General features: G+C 65.7%; 17 protein-coding genes. 8 read left to right on the top strand and 9 right to left on the bottom strand.

The genetic code is table 11. The features are described from left to right. Nucleotide 1: 1 nt before the first annotated feature. The gene (locus tag A5745_RS10725; RefSeq protein WP_076058794.1) at nt 2-670 is read left to right on the top strand and encodes a response regulator transcription factor; all 669 of its coding nucleotides are present in this window, start codon (nt 2-4) and stop codon (nt 668-670) included. Here the strand turns inward: A5745_RS10725 and A5745_RS10720 are convergent. Further along, nucleotides 652-2031: an ATP-binding protein gene (locus A5745_RS10720; RefSeq protein ID WP_076116011.1), complete on the bottom strand. Its 1380-nt coding sequence runs from the start codon at nt 2029-2031 to the stop codon at nt 652-654. The two genes, A5745_RS10725 and A5745_RS10720, sit on opposite strands and share 19 nt — an antisense overlap. Before the next feature lie 175 nt (nt 2032-2206). Between A5745_RS10720 and A5745_RS10715 the strand changes: the two genes are divergently transcribed. From A5745_RS10715 to A5745_RS10705, 3 genes are all read left to right on the top strand, one after another. Continuing rightward, nucleotides 2207-2512 carry a hypothetical protein gene (locus tag A5745_RS10715; RefSeq protein WP_076116010.1) on the top strand — a complete coding sequence of 102 codons (306 nt, stop codon included), beginning with the start codon at nt 2207-2209 and terminating at the stop codon, nt 2510-2512. A gap of 95 nt (nt 2513-2607) precedes the next feature. Further along, entirely contained in the window at nt 2608-3333 is a 726-nt protein-coding gene (locus A5745_RS10710; protein WP_076116009.1) for a hemolysin III family protein, read from the top strand. Further along, nucleotides 3276-4973: an FAD-dependent monooxygenase gene (locus A5745_RS10705; protein WP_371336901.1), complete on the top strand. Its 1698-nt coding sequence runs from the start codon at nt 3276-3278 to the stop codon at nt 4971-4973. Before A5745_RS10710 ends, A5745_RS10705 begins: the two co-directional genes overlap by 58 nt. On the opposite strand, the gene A5745_RS24655 is transcribed toward A5745_RS10705, so the two are convergent. The 4 genes from A5745_RS24655 to A5745_RS10690 form a co-directional block, all read right to left on the bottom strand. Continuing rightward, nucleotides 4970-5137: a hypothetical protein gene (locus A5745_RS24655; protein ID WP_175879806.1), complete on the bottom strand. Its 168-nt coding sequence runs from the start codon at nt 5135-5137 to the stop codon at nt 4970-4972. The genes A5745_RS10705 and A5745_RS24655 overlap by 4 nt on opposite strands. 27 nt (nt 5138-5164) lie before the next feature. Next, nucleotides 5165-5740 carry a hemerythrin domain-containing protein gene (locus A5745_RS10700; RefSeq protein WP_076116007.1) on the bottom strand — a complete coding sequence of 192 codons (576 nt, stop codon included), beginning with the start codon at nt 5738-5740 and terminating at the stop codon, nt 5165-5167. Between the two features lie 79 nt (nt 5741-5819). Further along, nucleotides 5820-7298, bottom strand: coding sequence for an FAD-dependent oxidoreductase (locus A5745_RS10695; RefSeq protein WP_076058784.1), 1479 nt, complete (start codon nt 7296-7298; stop codon nt 5820-5822). Beyond that, complete coding sequence (locus A5745_RS10690; protein ID WP_254848543.1) at nt 7298-7717, bottom strand: hypothetical protein; 420 nt, start codon at nt 7715-7717, stop codon at nt 7298-7300. Before A5745_RS10690 ends, A5745_RS10695 begins: the two co-directional genes overlap by 1 nt. A gap of 81 nt (nt 7718-7798) precedes the next feature. Between A5745_RS10690 and A5745_RS10685 the strand changes: the two genes are divergently transcribed. Together A5745_RS10685 and A5745_RS10680 are read left to right on the top strand one after the other, a co-directional pair. Beyond that, complete coding sequence (locus A5745_RS10685; protein ID WP_076116006.1) at nt 7799-8356, top strand: TetR/AcrR family transcriptional regulator; 558 nt, start codon at nt 7799-7801, stop codon at nt 8354-8356. A 57-nt stretch (nt 8357-8413) separates the two neighbouring features. After that, nucleotides 8414-8809 (top strand): nuclear transport factor 2 family protein, encoded by a 396-nt coding sequence (locus A5745_RS10680; RefSeq protein WP_076116005.1) that lies wholly within the window; start codon nt 8414-8416, stop codon nt 8807-8809. A 1-nt stretch (nt 8810) separates the two neighbouring features. On the opposite strand, the gene A5745_RS10675 is transcribed toward A5745_RS10680, so the two are convergent. Then, nucleotides 8811-10037, bottom strand: a complete 1227-nt coding sequence (locus tag A5745_RS10675; protein ID WP_076116004.1) for an MFS transporter — start codon at nt 10035-10037, stop codon at nt 8811-8813. Nucleotides 10038-10285: 248 nt separating this feature from the next. Here A5745_RS10675 and A5745_RS10670 point away from each other — a divergent pair, with 248 nt between their 5' ends. Continuing rightward, nucleotides 10286-10567 (top strand): hypothetical protein, encoded by a 282-nt coding sequence (locus A5745_RS10670; RefSeq protein ID WP_076058777.1) that lies wholly within the window; start codon nt 10286-10288, stop codon nt 10565-10567. 26 nt (nt 10568-10593) lie between these two features. Next, nucleotides 10594-11784, top strand: coding sequence for a cytochrome P450 (locus tag A5745_RS10665; RefSeq protein WP_076116034.1), 1191 nt, complete (start codon nt 10594-10596; stop codon nt 11782-11784). On the opposite strand, the gene A5745_RS10660 is transcribed toward A5745_RS10665, so the two are convergent. Genes A5745_RS10660 through A5745_RS10650 form a run of 3 tightly spaced genes read right to left on the bottom strand, consistent with a single transcriptional unit; the run spans nt 11781 to nt 14873 of the window. Continuing rightward, nucleotides 11781-12998: a GNAT family N-acetyltransferase gene (locus tag A5745_RS10660; protein WP_076116003.1), complete on the bottom strand. Its 1218-nt coding sequence runs from the start codon at nt 12996-12998 to the stop codon at nt 11781-11783. The two genes, A5745_RS10665 and A5745_RS10660, sit on opposite strands and share 4 nt — an antisense overlap. Before the next feature lie 26 nt (nt 12999-13024). Next, nucleotides 13025-14236: an acyl-CoA dehydrogenase family protein gene (locus A5745_RS10655; RefSeq protein WP_076116002.1), complete on the bottom strand. Its 1212-nt coding sequence runs from the start codon at nt 14234-14236 to the stop codon at nt 13025-13027. A 25-nt stretch (nt 14237-14261) separates the two neighbouring features. After that, nucleotides 14262-14873, bottom strand: coding sequence for a TetR/AcrR family transcriptional regulator (locus tag A5745_RS10650; RefSeq protein WP_076058772.1), 612 nt, complete (start codon nt 14871-14873; stop codon nt 14262-14264). Nucleotides 14874-15048: the final 175 nt, after the last annotated feature.

Genomic DNA, 15048 nt, shown 5'->3' with positions numbered 1-15048 from the left:
CATGAGAGTCCTGCTCGTCGAGGACGAGCCACGACTTTCGGCGACTCTGGCTATGGGACTCAAGGCCGAGGGCTTCGTCGTCGTGGCGGTCGGTAACGGCGTCGAGGGCCTCCAGGAGGCCGTCGACAACAGCTTCGATGTCGTAGTCCTCGACATCATGCTGCCCGGCTACAGCGGATACGAGGTGCTGCGTCGAATGCGGGCACAGGATGTATGGACACCGGTGCTGATGCTGACCGCCAAGGATGGCGAGTACGACGAGACCGATGCGCTCGATCTCGGAGCGGATGACTATCTGACAAAACCGTTTTCGTTCAGGGTTCTCGTCGCGCGCCTGCGGGCATTGGTCCGCCGCGGCGCACCCGAGCGGCCCGCGGTGTTGACCGCCGGATCTTTGTCCCTGGATCCCGCGCGGCACACCGTTCTACGTGGTTCGACTCCGATCACGCTGACCCCCCGTGAATACGGAGTGCTGGAGTTCCTCATGCGCAACAAGGACACGGTCGTGACGAAGGCCGAGATATTGCGCAACGTGTGGGACGCGCACTACCAAGGTCCCGACAACGTTGTCGAGGTCTACGTGGGGTACGTGCGCCGCAAGATCGACGCCCCCTTCGGCACCAACACCATCGAGACGGTCCGAGGCGTCGGTTACCGGTTGTCGTGCTGAGGCAGCGTCACGATCACCTTGGTCCCGCCGCCGGGCCGGTCGTCGATGGTGACTGCGCCGCCGTGAGCGGCGACAACCTCGGCGACGATCGCCAGGCCCAGCCCGGTTCCTCCTCGGCTGCGTGAACGGTCCGAATCCAGGCGCACGAAGCGCTCGAACACCCGGGTCCGTTCGGCCGGGGCGATGCCAGGCCCGTCGTCGCTGACGATCAGTGTTGCGCTTCCGTTTTGGCTGCCGACTTCGATGGCGATTTGCGAGTTCGCATGGCGGACAGCGTTATCCACGAGGTTGCGGATCATGCGGGAAAGTGCCGCGGGGTCACCGGTCAGGCGCGCGGGACGGATGTCGGTTTCGAGCCTGCATTGCGTTTCGCGCCGCACACGTGCCGCTTGCTCCTCGGCGAGGCCGTCGAGGGCGGTCTCCTCCCTGCGCAGCACCAGGCTGTGCTCGTCGGCGCGGGCCAGCAACAGCAGATCGTCGATCAGGGTCCGCATCCGTTGCGCCTCGGGAAGCAGGGTATTGACGGCTAGCTCGGCATTGAGCAGTTCGGGATGAGCCTCGGCGACCTCCAATCCGGAGATGATGGTGGCCAGCGGGCTGCGCAGTTCATGCGAGGCGTCGCCCAGGAACCGTTTCTGCGCGCGGTGACCGGCTTCGATGCGCGACAGCATTTCGTTCATGGTGAGGGCCAGAGCCGCGATCTCGTCGCGACTGCTTGGTACGGGCACCCGTTCGGCCAAGTCGGACGTCGAGATTTCGGCCACCCTACTTCGGATTTCGTCCACCGACTGTAGTGAGCGGCGGACGAGCAAGTAGGTCGCTGCCGCTGCTACCGCGATGATGATCGGGGCGCCACAAGCCAACAGCAGCGCGACCACCCGTGCGGTTGCCTCGACCGCCTCGCTGCCACCTCCGACGAGCACCGTGTATTGACCGGATGCAGTGTCCACCTTTTGACCGCTGATGCGCATGTCGTCATGGGGCACCGCATCGTCGGGCATACCGCGGCGCAAATTGGAGTCGAACCCGCTGATGGGCAGGAGTGGTGTTTGCGGTGCCGACCCGGATCGCCTTGCCACCTTGCCGTCGGGAGCGATCACTTGGATTGCTACCACGCGCTGATCCGTGGTCAAAAGGTCGCGGTCGAGCTCGTTGAGCGAATTGGTCTGCAGCACCTGCGCAATGTCGCGGACTCTGCCGGCGCTGGCATCGTCGACACCCGCCAACAACGACCGGTACAGGATGGCGTCCAAACCCGCGCCCGCAAAAGCAAGTCCCACCAAGACGACGATCGCCGATACCGCGGCTGAGCGAGCGGGGATGCCCAAGTTGCGGGGATGCACCGATCGCAGGAACCCCATGTGCCGAAACGGGCGGATCGCAGACATCCACACAGTCTGATTCTGCAGCGCGGGCCCGCCGAGCTCAGGGACCTTCTCAGCGGGCTCTCAGCGTCCCGCTCCTAGCCTGGCGCTCCGTGTTGAGGACATCTGCGCCAAGGCCAGCAGATCACGCAGCGAGGGAGGGCGGCGGTCGATGAACGTCGAGCAATTCCGGCGGGTGCTCGCCGAGCTTCCCGGCGACATGCCGATCATTGTCGAGGATTCCAAAATGGGCTGGATGGAGAACGCGGCGCTGTATCTGGCGCCATCCCACATCGACCACCGCGTCTCGGGCAACTATCTCTACCCACGCTACGAGGACGGCGCCGACAACTGTGAGGCCCTGTTGATCAGCGGCTTCGGTCAGTCCGACGACGGCCTCCTCGAAATCACTCCGCAGCCGTCGCAACCGACGGTGATCGACGTGCCCGCGGTCAGCCAATTCATAGGTGGCACATAGCCGTAACGAAAAGCCCGTCGAGACGATATAGGGAGGAGCCCAGGTTGCCGGGGGATAAAGCAACTGAAAGGCGCAATCCCGCGGGAGAGGGACTGATGAGCTACCAGACGGATTCGATCGCTCGGCCCGAGTCTCTTGGGCCGATCGCGGTAGGCACCGGCGATCCCGCGCCCTCCGATGTGCTGACCAAGCCACGGTTGCGCGGTTGGATCCACCAGTACTGCGCCATCGCGTTTGTCATTGCGGGTATGCCGCTGGTGGCAGTGTCGTGGGCGGCGGTATCCAAGCGGGCCGGGCACTCGACCCTGACATACACCCTCGCGATAGTGGCGTTGTTTGCGGTCAGCGCCGTCTATCACCGCGTCAACTGGGAGTCGGCGGCCGTCCGGAACTGGATGAGGCGGCTCGACCACTCGATGATCTTCGTTCTCATCGCCGGCAGCTATACACCGTTCGCGCGGCTGGACATGCCGCGCGGGACCGGCGATGTCGTGCTGGCGATCGTGTGGGGCGGCGCGGCGGCCGGAATTGCGCTGACGTTGTTCTGGCCCACGGCCCCGCGCTGGTTGAGCTTGATGCTCTACCTGCTGCTGGGCTGGGTCGCGGTCTGGTACGCGGGGACGATCGTGCACAACGCCGGATTGCCCGCAGCGGTACTGCTAGCTGTGGGTGGCGCGTTGTACAGCATCGGTGCGCTGTTTTACGGGCTGCGCTGGCCCCGCCTCTGGCCGACGACGTTCGGTTATCACGAGCTGTTCCATGCGTGCACCGCGGTTGCGGCGATCTGCCAGTACATCGCCATTTGGCTCGCGGTTTTCTAGGAGCGCTCCGCGCGAATTTAACCCCTCACCTTCAACATATAGCGCACCCGGGGGCTTGCGGCAAGACCGGGGTAATGCCGCAAAATCGTTGGCCGAAGCCAGAACTCATTCGGTCGGGGGTTTGCGACGTGCATGTTTCGTTGGAGTCGGATAGGTCACGCCGCGCGGTCGCCCACGCGGTGGTGGTTGTCGGGGCGGGCCCGACAGGGCTCATGCTGGCGGGTGAATTGGCATTGGCGGGTATTGACGTCGCGATTGTCGAGCGGCGCGCCAGCCAAGAGGTGATCGGCTCGCGTTCAGGCGGTTTGCATTCGCGCACGATCGAGGTCCTCGATCAGCGCGGAATCGCCGACCGATTCCTTTCAGAGGGTCAGATAGCGCAGGTCGCCGGATTCGCCCAAATTCGTTTGGACATCAGCGATTTCCCCACCCGGCATCCCTACGGGCTCGCGCTGTGGCAGAACGATATCGAGCGGATACTGGCGTCCTGGGTCGAGGAGCTGGCCGTGCCGATTTATCGCGGACGCGAGGTGACGCGTATCGCGCAAGACGGCGCGGGTGTCGACGTCGAGACAGCGGACGGCCAGTTGCTGCGGGCCGAGTACCTCGTCGGCTGCGACGGGGGGCGCAGCCTTACACGTAAAGCGGCCGGCATCGACTTTCCGGGTTGGGATCCGACAACGAGCTATCTCATCGCCGAGGTCGAAATGGCCTTCGAGGCAGACCAACCGCCGGAATGGGGAATCCGCCACGACGCCCTCGGCGTTCATGCGCTGGCGGATGGAAGCCCGGCTCGGGTCATGGTGACCGAACGAGACCTCGCACCAAACGGCGACCCCACCTTACGCGATCTGAGTGAGGCGCTCATCGCTGTTTACGGAACGGACTACGGAATCCACAGTCCCACTTCGATTTCCAGGTTCACCGATGCGACACGTCAGGCAGCGGCCTACCGCGACCGGCGAGTCCTGCTGGCCGGCGACGCCGCGCATGTGCATCACCCGGTAGGCGGGCAGGGACTCAACACAGGTGTGCAGGACGCGGTGAATCTGGGATGGAAGCTGGCACAGGTGATCAAGCAGACCGCCCCCGATAGCCTCCTCGACACCTACCATGCCGAACGGCACCCGGTCGCGGCGCGCGTGCTGCGCAACACCATGGCGCAAATCGCGCTCCTTCGCCTCCTCGATGACCGGACCAAGGCCTTGCGGGACGTCGTTTCCGAACTCCTCAGCCTCGACGAGGCCCGCCGACGATTCGCCGCCATGATGTCCGGCCTGGACATCCACTACGACCTCGGCGAGGGCCACCCGTTGCTGGGGCGCCGCATGCCCGATCTCGACCTCGTGACCGCCAACGGCGCGACGCGGGTTTTCACCCTGCTCCACGATGCCCGTCCGGTGCTACTCAACCTCGGCGAGCCCGGTGGTGTCGACATCACACCATGGGCCGGTCGAGTCCAACTTGTCGACGCGAAACACGTTGGGGATTGGGAGCTTCCGGCGCTCGGTGCGATCCCCGCCGCGCCCGCGATGTTGATCCGGCCCGACGGACATGTCGCCTGGGTGGGTGACCGGGCCGGGCCCGAGCTTGCCGACGCGCTCACCACCTGGTTCGGCGCGCCTGACGCACCGATCTAACGGGTGTTTTCGTCCGGAAGGTCGTACCGCGACTGATGCGCACCAGGGGCATCCGGATCCTCGTCCCGATGGTTCAGCTTCTCCTGCAGATCACGCTGCTCCTCGGTCGTCTTCCTGGCGTCCTTGGGCGGCGTCGGTGGGGTGCCGTGGCTTTCGCGGGCCATGCGAGATCTCCTTCCGATCTGACCGGCTCATTGGCCTTTCAGGCTGCCGATCCGAAGCGAATAGTCGGTGCGGGTGGGTTGCGGGCTGTCCTCGAGGTCCTCGACATAGCGTGCGGGGTCGCGATCGGCGATCGGCAGCCCCTTGGTGGTGGGATGGCGCACCATGAACTCGCTGTACTGCTGCCCGAGCGCTTCACGAAGGCCGATGGGGGCGTGGCGACGAAAGTCCGACAAGCCTTCGCGTTCCTCTTCGCCCATGTGGTCGTCGTTGGCCATCCGGGTGCGGCCGACGGCCGCCCACCAGGGTTCACTCCCGATCGGGGCCGCCTTCGCGTCGCGCACGCCGTCGCGAATGTCGTTGTGGTCGCCGATGGCGTCGAGCGTCTCGCCTTCGGGATCGTCGGCGCCCCGCTTGAGCAATTGGGGGTAGAAGATCTTCTCCTCGATGTAGGCATGCACATCGAGCTTGTCGGCGAGCGGACGCCACACCCGCTCGATTGCGCGGTGGTCCTCCGGCGTCTGCGCCTGCAGATCGTCCAGCCTGGCGAATTGTTCGCGGAACCAATTGTGGTCGGCGAGGATCAATTCGGTGATGTCAGCCATTCCGACCCCCAAGTCCGCCCACCGTGCGCCTCGCGGCCATCGTGACCCATGGTGGTAGAACCAGTCAATCCGTTTGCAACTACCCGGTAAGCACCCCGGCTCCGTAGCTCGATCCCGCCCACCAAGCGAGGGCCGCCGCCCACTCGGACCGGTCGGCGGAATCGCCGGCCCAGGCGATGTAACCGTCGGGCCGCACCAGCACCGCCGGACCGGAATCGCCCCGCTCCGCTTGAAGCACTCCAGCTACGTCAACCGGAGGTGTGCCGCGCTCACGAATCAAAACGAAGCCGGGTGTGCGTTGCAACTCGGTGAGCCGGCCTTGCGTCAACGAGATCTGCGTCGCGCAGGTGCCAACTAGAGAGTTCTCGCCCTTCCGGTGGGCATACCGCAGTGTGGTTCCCGCGAAGCTTCCGGCTACCGCGTCGCGAACGCGAGGTATACGAAGGATCCTGGGCATCAGCAAGTTTCGTAGCTTCCGCGCAACTCGCGGACGGAGTGTGACGCCACGCGCCATGAGACCGGACTGCAGCAGCACCCGCTGGCCGATCGGATGGCGTTCCGACTGGTAGCTGTCGAGTACGGCGTCGTTCGCTCCCGCGAGTACCGCATCGATCTTCCAAGCGAGGTTCGCGGCGTCCTGGATGCCGGTGTTCATGCCCTGTCCTCCCATGGGAGAGTGGACGTGCGCTGCGTCTCCGGCGAGGAACACACGGCCATGCCGGTATTGTCCGACTTGTCGTTCGTCGCAATGGAATCGGGACCTCCACCCCACCTCGCGCACTCCGAGGTCGGTGTTCATTGCCCGCGCAAGGATGCCGACGATCTCGCCGGTGTCCACGGGTTCGGTATCGGGTACTTGATTGTTGCGGTCCCATACCATCGCGCGGTACCACGACCCGCCGGAGTCATGGCGTCCGTAGGGGGCTAAGAATGCGAACTCATTGCGGGTACTGCCCAGTGTCAGGCCGCCGCCGGCCGGCCCGTGTGTCAGCTTGACATCGGCGAGCACGATCGATGACAGGATCGTTTTGCCGCTGAAATCCGCACCCGCCAACTCACGAACGGTACTGTGTGCGCCGTCGGCGCCGACCAAGTACCGCGCCCGCCAGGTGTGACGGGATTCGTTGTCGCCGTGAGCCCGCGCGGTCACGGTGACGCCCTCGGCGTCCTGGTCGAGTCCGATCACCTCGACACCGCGCCGGATATCGGCGCCCTGCGCGATGGCGTAGCCCGCGAGCGCCCGATCGACGTTGGTCTGCGGAGTGATCATCGCGAATCGGTACGGCGAGTCGAGGTGCGTGAGGTCGATGCGGGCACCGCCGAAAATCGTGACTCCCGGCGCTGTGTGTGCGTGCGCCAACAGATCGTCGGCCAGCGCGCGGGCATCGAGGACCTCGAGGGTGCGGGCCATGGTGGCGAAGGCGCGGCTTGCCGGGTTGGCCACGGGCCAGCGCTCTAGCACGGTGACCGACCTGTCGGCCCGAGCGAGGTCACCAGCGGCGGTCAGGCCCGTCGGCCCGGCGCCGACGACGAGCACATCAACGTCGTGTGCGGACATCACGCCACCGCCTCCGGGTCTGGATACCAGCGCCGGATGTCGTCGGGCGTTGGCTTGGCTGCACGATTGAAGACGAAACGGCACCCGGGCTGCGTGGTGTGTGCGGCATTGACGATCGACTCGAATAGCAGCGTATTGTTCGCGACGAGTCGCACACCGGCGCCGATAAGCACCGCGTCGTAGTGTTTGGCTTCCAGCCACCGACGGGCAGTCTCAGCTCCGGCATCGCCGAATTCGATAAGGCAGTTGTCGACGTCGTAGCCGGCGGCGCGCAACGCGGCGACGTTGTCATCATTGGCGGCGCGTAGCTGCTGCGGCGACAGGCCCGGAAATTGAGCGAAGTCGGGTGAGGAGTAATCGATCGCGTCGGGGTCGAGCCCAATCTGGATCGCTGTGATCGTCATGGCCGTGACCTCCAACCTTGGGTTCAACAACTGTTGAACTCAACGATAGGCGCGGAATGCAGGGGGTGTCAACAGTTGTTGAATACACTGGTCGGCATGCCCACCAAGGTGCGTGATGGAGAGGCGACCCGATCGACCATCCTGGCCACCGCGCGATCGCAGTTCGGAAACCATGGCTTCGAACGCACGACCATCCGCTCGATCGCGTCAGCGGCAGGCGTCGATCCGGCGCTCGTCATGCACTATTTCGGCAGCAAGGCAGAACTTTTCGCAGCGGCATCCAGGTTCGACATCACGTTCCCGGATCTCTCCGACGTCGCACCCGACCAGGTCGCCGATGTGCTCCTGCCACTGTTCGGTGCCGTATGGGGTCCGGAGGGGCCATTTCTCCCGCTACTGCGGGCGGCCGCGACAAACCGAGCCGCCGCTGATGCCCTGCTCGAGGTCTTCGTCGATCGGGTCGCGCCGGCATTGGCCGCAGTCGTCCCCAACCGTGCCGCCGAACGCGCCGCCCTGGTCGGATCGCAACTCCTGGGCCTCGCGGTGGCTCGTTACGTCCTTTGCATCCCTTCACTTACCGCCATGGACGACGCAGACCTCACCAAATGGCTGCGACCGGTGATCACCCACTACCTGACAGGCCCGGCGCCGTGACCGGTGTTCTAGCGTCAATCGAGCGGACCCAACAATTAGACAATGCGAGGTGTCCTGATGCATCCGTTCCGCAAGGCGGTAGAGGAGCGCGACGAGGCGGCCATCCACGCGATGCTGGCCGATACCGTGGTGTTCACCAGCCCGGTGGCCTTCAAGCCGTATGTCGGCAAGCCGATCACCGCGGCAATCCTGCGCGGAGTGTTGCGGATCTTCGAGGACTTTCGCTACATCCGCGAAATCAACGACGCCAACGGTCACGACCACGCGTTCGTGTTCGAGACGACGGTGGCGGGCAAGAAGATCACCGGTTGCGATTTCCTGCACTTCAACGACGACGGTCTGATCGACGACTTCATGGTGATGGTGCGCCCACTGTCCGGCGCGACCGCGCTGTCCGAGGCGATGGGCGCTCAGTTCGAACGGATCCAACAGGAAGCCATCGAACTCGCCTGAATCAACTCGGGCGGTGAGCATCTCGGCGCAGCCGCACCGCCCGACTCACCGCCGTTGCCAGCGCCAGGACCGCCATCACGGCGAGAATCGTCGCGGAGACGCCCGACCCGACCGTCGTCAAGACCAAGGGCAGGCCAAAGCCGACGTACGTCACCACATAGAACACTCCGACGAGCGCACCCCGGATGCGTTGCGGCGCCGCGGCTTCCAGGTCGATCAGGCCCTCGCGCAAACAAAGTCCGGACGCGCACCCGAGAACGACGAACAGCGGCAGGCCCAATGCCAGCGATATGGTCGGCGGGGCGGCCGCAGTGACCGCGTAACCGAGCGCGGCCAGCACGGCACCGGCGGTGCCGGCGTGTGGACCCCAGCGAAACACACGCGCCAACACCTGAATTAGCCCGCTGACTCCATTGACTATCAGCGTCGCCGCGCCCACGGCCATCGGAGCGGCGAGCCCGGTGTGTACCCGGGTGGGGATCGCGATGAACCCCAACGTCGCCGAGGCGAACACCCACGGCGCCAGGGGCATGGCCCAACTCAGCGCCCACGCGGTCCCCTGCCGTGCTGACACCGAAGGCTCCCAGCCCCGTTCCGTTGCCGGCGCCGTCGCGCCCGTGCGCCGCACCGCCACGACGGTTATGGCCATCGCCAGCACGACAATCGCCGCGGCGAGCCCGAACGACACCCGCACGCCGGGCTGTCCGGCCCGCGCGATCACACCCGCGGTGAACGGGCCGATGGCGAAACCCAAGAGCAACACAGCGCCGGCCGTGGCCGCGCCGGCGGGACCCTTCAGATCGGACGCCCACGCGGTGCAGGAACTCATCAACAGACCCACACCGATCCCGACGATCAAGCGTCCCATCAGCAATACATCCGCGTGCTGGGAAACCAGCATCGCCAAGGTGCCCGCAATGGCGGTTGTCGAGCCCGCCAGCGCCACCGACTGACGCCCGAGCGCGTCGGATACCCGGCCGCCGACGAGCAGTCCAGGCAGCAATCCCAGCGCGTAGATTCCGAAGATCGCGTCGAGCCTGGCCGCGCCGAGATGTTGGCGCTCGCCGATCAACGGCATCAGCGCGACGAAGTGGTTGGCCACCCAGCCCGTGGACAGCAAGAGAACCAGCACGCCGGTGAACACGGCCCGGGTTTCGTCGGACCCGCGGCGCTGGTCACTGACTGCGATCGGCGAAGGCCGGCCGGTGCGCACATCCGACGAGATCACCGATTTTTCCTCCCCACGGTCATGCGCTCACTGCCGGGCCGACAAACGGTAGAAGACGAGGGCGCCCCGGCTGTTATTCCCACCCGGCCGAAGGTTGCACGGGCCGCGGCACCGGGTCGATCTCGTTGGATCGGCACATCAGGCACTCGCCGGCAAACGCGCGCACCGACCGGCGCAAACCCCACCGCCGAGTTTGAAACCGGCCGAATTGGTGTACAGATACCACTACTGGCAATCCGGGAGGGCAAATGACAAAGCAAATTGCTGCCGCCACGATCGTGCTCGCTGCCCTGCTGTCCGGTGCGTGTTCAGCCTCACAGATCATCAACACCGGCGGCGACACGAAGTGCAAAGACTTCACCACTCAGGACGAGAAGAAACAGAACGACGAAGTCACCAAGATGCTCAAGGACAAGAACGGGGCTGACCCGAGCAACATTGAGATCTCGGCGACTCGGCTGTCGGCGTTGACGTACTGCCAGACGGTGGGCAAGCCGGACACCAAGATCTCCGAGGCGCCGCACGGCTGACGGCGATCGCGTGTTCAATGTTGAACATGTTGCGTCGCGGTGCTGCGGCGGGGGCGCCGACCTTGCCCGTCGATCTCTACGGCAAAGAGACGCTGCTCAGGCCGGCCGAAACCTATCGTCAGATCCGCGATGCGGGGGCCGTCGTATGGCTGCCGAAGCACCGACTGTGGGTCATGGGCCGCTATCGCGATGTGCGCCAGGCGCTTAGCGATGACGAGACTTACTGCAGCGGCAACGGGGTGGCCGCCAATCCGGTGACCAACGTGTTGACCGCCGGCACGACGCTCGCCAGCGACGGCGAGGGCCACTCGAAGCGGCGGCGCGTATTGCTGCAATCCCTCTCGGCCAAGGCGCTTTCCGACATTGAGCCGGTTCTGCAAGCCGAGGCGACGGCGATCATCGACCGGCTATGCGAGAGGCCGGAGTTCGACGGGGTATCCGATTTCGCCGCTTATCTGCCCATCCGGGTGGTCGCGGATCTCGTCGGCGTCGACCTCGACCATCACCGCATGCTGAGATACGGCCGCGGCGGCTTCGACGTATTGGGCCCGACCAACACCCGCACCGTGAAGGCAGCGCCGGTGGGACTGAGTTTTTGGCGCTATGCGCGATCTATCCGCTCCGAGAGTGTCAAGCATGGCGGATGGGCAGAGTCGGTCCTCGCGGCGGGACATGCCGGCGCGTTGAGCCCGTCGGAAGCCAAGGCCATGGTGATCGACTTCATCGGTCCGAGCCTGGACACCACGATCCTGGCGTCGGCGCAACTGCTGTGGAGCCTGGGCACCCAACTCGAGGTGTGGGAGGAGCTTCGGCACAACCCCGAGCTGGTGCCCGCAGCCGCGGTCGAAGCCGTTCGCCTCGGCTCACCGGTGCGCGGCTTCACGCGAATGCTGAAGAAAGACACCGAGATCGACGGCATCCGATTGCGTCGTGGTCAACGAGTCGCGCTGCTCTACGCGTCAGCCAACATGGACGAGACACAATTCGAACAACCCGAGGTCTTCTCCTTGCACCGCAAGGGAGCCAACCTCGGATGGGGCTTTGGCGCCCACGCCTGCGTCGGCATGTATCTATCCAAGATGGAGATGCACGCGCTGCTGCGAGCGATGATTCCCACGGTCAGCCGGATCCAGGTTGACCGGCCCGTGCGGCTCTTGAACAACACGCTGCAGGGCTTCGAGTCGCTGCGCGCGAGCTTCAGCCCGTGCGCGGCCTAGAAGAAAAATCCGGCGTACGGCGCTTCGGCCACCGCGAACAGCCGATCAGCCGCCGCGAGTGCCGCGGGCTCGTCGGCCCGCGCCAGTCCGGCTACGGCCAGACCGCGCCAGGTGGCGCCGCCGAGCAGGACGGCGGCGAGTCCCTCGACACCGACGCGCACCTGGGCGGGCCGTTTCGTCGGTTCCACGCCGTCGCCGGCGATGGTGTAACTGGCCGAATTATGCTGCAGCAGTGAGTCATTCACGGCGATGGTGACGGCGCCGTCGCCGGCGTATCGGCGGGCCGTCAGCGCCTTCTCGGCATGGATGACCCGCAACCATGTCTCGTCATGCACCGCGGAAATCTTCATGGCCCGCCGGTCGACCAATAGCCAGGGCAGCGGATCGTCGACCGGCAACATCCAGAACATCACGCGGTCGACGAGATCGAGGCCGAGCAGGAAGCGCAGCAGCCCCAGGTACGCGTCGGGGGTGGGTGCGAAGAAATCTTCGACCACGACGGTCCGCTGATCGCTGACGAACCACCGTTCGGTGTCGACCGGGCGATAGCGGATGAAACCCGACTCGGCTCCCGGGTCGCCGGAAACCGCGACATACGCGGGGCCCGAGGATGATTCGGTCCGCAGCCGCAAACCCTCCCACCACACGTCCGGGCGATCGATGGTTCCCGCCCGCGACGGACGATTCTCGGCGTAGATCCGTGGCAGGACGTCAAATGTTTGCGCAGTGTCGAGCAGCCGGACCGGGGCGCCGGGGCCGACGCCCCGTCGGAGCGCCGCCCGCGCCGTCTGAACCTCGACGGTTTGCGATGAACTCGCCACGCCGTAGCCGTATCGCTCGTAGATCGTCGCCTCCGAAGCGCGCAACGTTGCGACCACCTCACCCCGCGCCGCGATGTCGCGCAGCTGGTGATCCATGAGCGCGGTGGCGATTCCCTTGCGCGTGAACGACGGCAGCACGCCGATGTGGGACACGGCGGCGTGGCCGACGACCGCGCCGCCGGGAAGCGTCAGCCCGCTTGTCACGGCATCCGCGGTGCCGACGAGTTGTCCCGCGGCGAACGCTCCGACGGTACGGCCGGGCTCGAGCAGCTTGCTGATCTGACCAGGCTGCAGGTTCGGCAGCGGAGGGAAGCCGACCATGGCGGTGCGAAACAGGTTGGCCGCGGCAACGAGGTCGTCCTCACTGTCGAGGACGCGGATCTCGTAGGTCATCCGGCCATCATGTCTCGCAGCGCGGGTTAACGGATCGGCAGCCCCGTCAACGCCCGCGAGATCACCAGCCGCTGGATCTCGCTGGTTCCCTCGAAAATGGTGAAGATCTTCGCGTCGCGGTGCATCCGCTCCACCGGGTAGTCGCGGGTGTATCCGTTGCCGCCGAGGATCTGGATGGCCTCGTCGGTGACGTAGACCGCGGTCTCGCTTGCCACCAGCTTGGCCATCGACCCCTCGGCCGAGTCGAAGTTCTTGTTGTTGCGCGCCATCCAGCCGGCGCGCCACACCAGTAGGCGAGACGCGTCGATGCGGCTCTTCATGTCCGCCAGTTTGAACGCCACCGCCTGGAACTCGCCGATCTTGCGCCCGAATTGCTCACGCTGGCAGGCATATTCGAGGGCGTATTCGTAGGCGGCCCGGGCCACACCGATGGCCATCGCGCCGACGGTGGGCCGAGTTCGCTCGAAGGTCTTCATCGCCGCCTGGCCACCCGCGGAGGCGCCGGATTTGACCCGCGCGACGCGGGCCTCGAACTTCTCCCGGCCGCCGAGGATGGCGTCCTCGGGCAGACGCACATTGTCGAGCACCACCTCGGCGGTATGCGAAGCGCGGATCCCATGCTTTTTGAACTTCTGCCCCTGGGCCAGACCCGCAGTGTCCGGCCCGATGACGAAGGTGGCCTGGCCGCGCGCGCCGAGCTCGGGATAGACCGACGCCACCACGATGTGCACGTTGGCGATGCCGCCGTTGGTCGCCCAGGTCTTGGTGCCGTTGAGGACCCACTCGCCGGCCGCCTCGTCGTAGTGCGCACGACTCCGGATGGCGCCGACGTCAGATCCGGCGTCGGGTTCCGACGAGCAGAACGCGCCCAGCTTGGGATCCTCAGGCGTGCCGAACATCTCGGGCAGCCAGCGGCCCAGCTGTTCGGGAGTTCCGTTGCCCGCCAAGGCCGCCGCGGCCAACCCGGTGCCGAGGATGGACAGCGCGATACCGGCGTCGCCCCAGAACATCTCTTCGAACGTGGTCAGAAATCCCAGCCCGGTCGGCTCGGCCGCCTGCTGCGCGAAGAAATCGGGGGAGTAGAGGCCCACCTTGGCGGCCTCCTGGATCACGGGCCACGGGGTCTCTTCGCGTTCGTCCCATTCGGCCGCGGCGGGCCGGATGACTTCGCTGGCGAACTTGTGCACCCAGTCCCGGACCTCGATGACGTCGTCGCTCAGTTGCAGTGAAAAGGTCACAGCTTGCTCCTGAAATATGTTGTGGTCAGCGGTTTTTACGGTTGGTGTATTGCGCCAGGACGCTGACCGTCTGATTGACCCAGGCCTCGAAGTAACGGTCGTCGTCGATGTTTCCGGGCGAGCGGCCGGTCAGGGCCTGCAGCGTTGCGGCATAGGAAAGCGACCCGATCGCCACGGCCGCGGCCGCCTCGGGGTCCGGGATGCTGGTGCGGCCGGAGCGATTCGACGCCGCCAATTCGTCGGCGAACCGCTGGTAGGCGTTGTCGGTGATGACCTGCCACGTCTTCGTCTCGAGATCGCCGGCCTCGGCAGGCTCGCGCAACATGACCTTGAGCAGATCCTCGCTGTCGCGCAGGTTGCTCCAGATCAGCTCGCCCGCGGTGCGCACCGCCTCCTCGACGCTGCCCGACCGCCCGGCGTCGTACTGCTCTCGCGCGGAAACGATGCTGTCGATCCGGTACGCGACCGCGGCCTCCAGCAGCTCACGCTTGGAGCCGAAGTGCTTGTAGAGCGCGCCCGATCCCGGGGCGAGGCCGGAGGCGCGCTGAATGTCGGCCACCGAGGTCGCCGCGTACCCCTTGGCGGCGAACAGCTTCAGCGCCTCGGCCAGCAGCCGATCCCGTCCCGACGGAGCCATGGTGAGAGAGTACTCACTCACCTCGTATCGAGGCAAATGACCTGGTCAGCCGGCCCGGCGCCGGGCTAGCTGACCGAGAAACCACCGTCGATCGCGAGCGCCTTGCCACGCCATCCTTTCGCGCCGGACCGCCGTCGTTACTATCGTCCACGACATCGACCGGGCACTTCGCGGG

It is taken from the genome of Mycobacterium sp. IS-2888, from assembly GCF_001954215.1.
GTDB lineage: Bacteria > Actinomycetota > Actinomycetes > Mycobacteriales > Mycobacteriaceae > Mycobacterium.
Note: the sequence above shows the minus strand (reverse complement) of the source record. Positions and strands in the feature narration are given on the sequence as shown.

Coding starts and splice junctions, on each gene's coding strand:
- A5745_RS10670 (WP_076058777.1), top strand. CDS start 10,286: ATGACAAAGCAAATTGCTGCCGCCACGATCGTGCTCGCTGCCCTGCTG.
- A5745_RS10715 (WP_076116010.1), top strand. CDS start 2,207: ATGAACGTCGAGCAATTCCGGCGGGTGCTCGCCGAGCTTCCCGGCGAC.
- A5745_RS10720 (WP_076116011.1), bottom strand. CDS start 2,031: ATGGGGTTCCTGCGATCGGTGCATCCCCGCAACTTGGGCATCCCCGCT.
- A5745_RS10710 (WP_076116009.1), top strand. CDS start 2,608: ATGAGCTACCAGACGGATTCGATCGCTCGGCCCGAGTCTCTTGGGCCG.
- A5745_RS10650 (WP_076058772.1), bottom strand. CDS start 14,873: ATGGCTCCGTCGGGACGGGATCGGCTGCTGGCCGAGGCGCTGAAGCTG.
- A5745_RS10725 (WP_076058794.1), top strand. CDS start 2: ATGAGAGTCCTGCTCGTCGAGGACGAGCCACGACTTTCGGCGACTCTG.
- A5745_RS10685 (WP_076116006.1), top strand. CDS start 7,799: ATGCCCACCAAGGTGCGTGATGGAGAGGCGACCCGATCGACCATCCTG.
- A5745_RS10660 (WP_076116003.1), bottom strand. CDS start 12,998: ATGACCTACGAGATCCGCGTCCTCGACAGTGAGGACGACCTCGTTGCC.
- A5745_RS10680 (WP_076116005.1), top strand. CDS start 8,414: ATGCATCCGTTCCGCAAGGCGGTAGAGGAGCGCGACGAGGCGGCCATC.
- A5745_RS24655 (WP_175879806.1), bottom strand. CDS start 5,137: ATGGCCCGCGAAAGCCACGGCACCCCACCGACGCCGCCCAAGGACGCC.
- A5745_RS10700 (WP_076116007.1), bottom strand. CDS start 5,740: ATGGCTGACATCACCGAATTGATCCTCGCCGACCACAATTGGTTCCGC.
- A5745_RS10695 (WP_076058784.1), bottom strand. CDS start 7,298: ATGTCCGCACACGACGTTGATGTGCTCGTCGTCGGCGCCGGGCCGACG.
- A5745_RS10665 (WP_076116034.1), top strand. CDS start 10,594: ATGTTGCGTCGCGGTGCTGCGGCGGGGGCGCCGACCTTGCCCGTCGAT.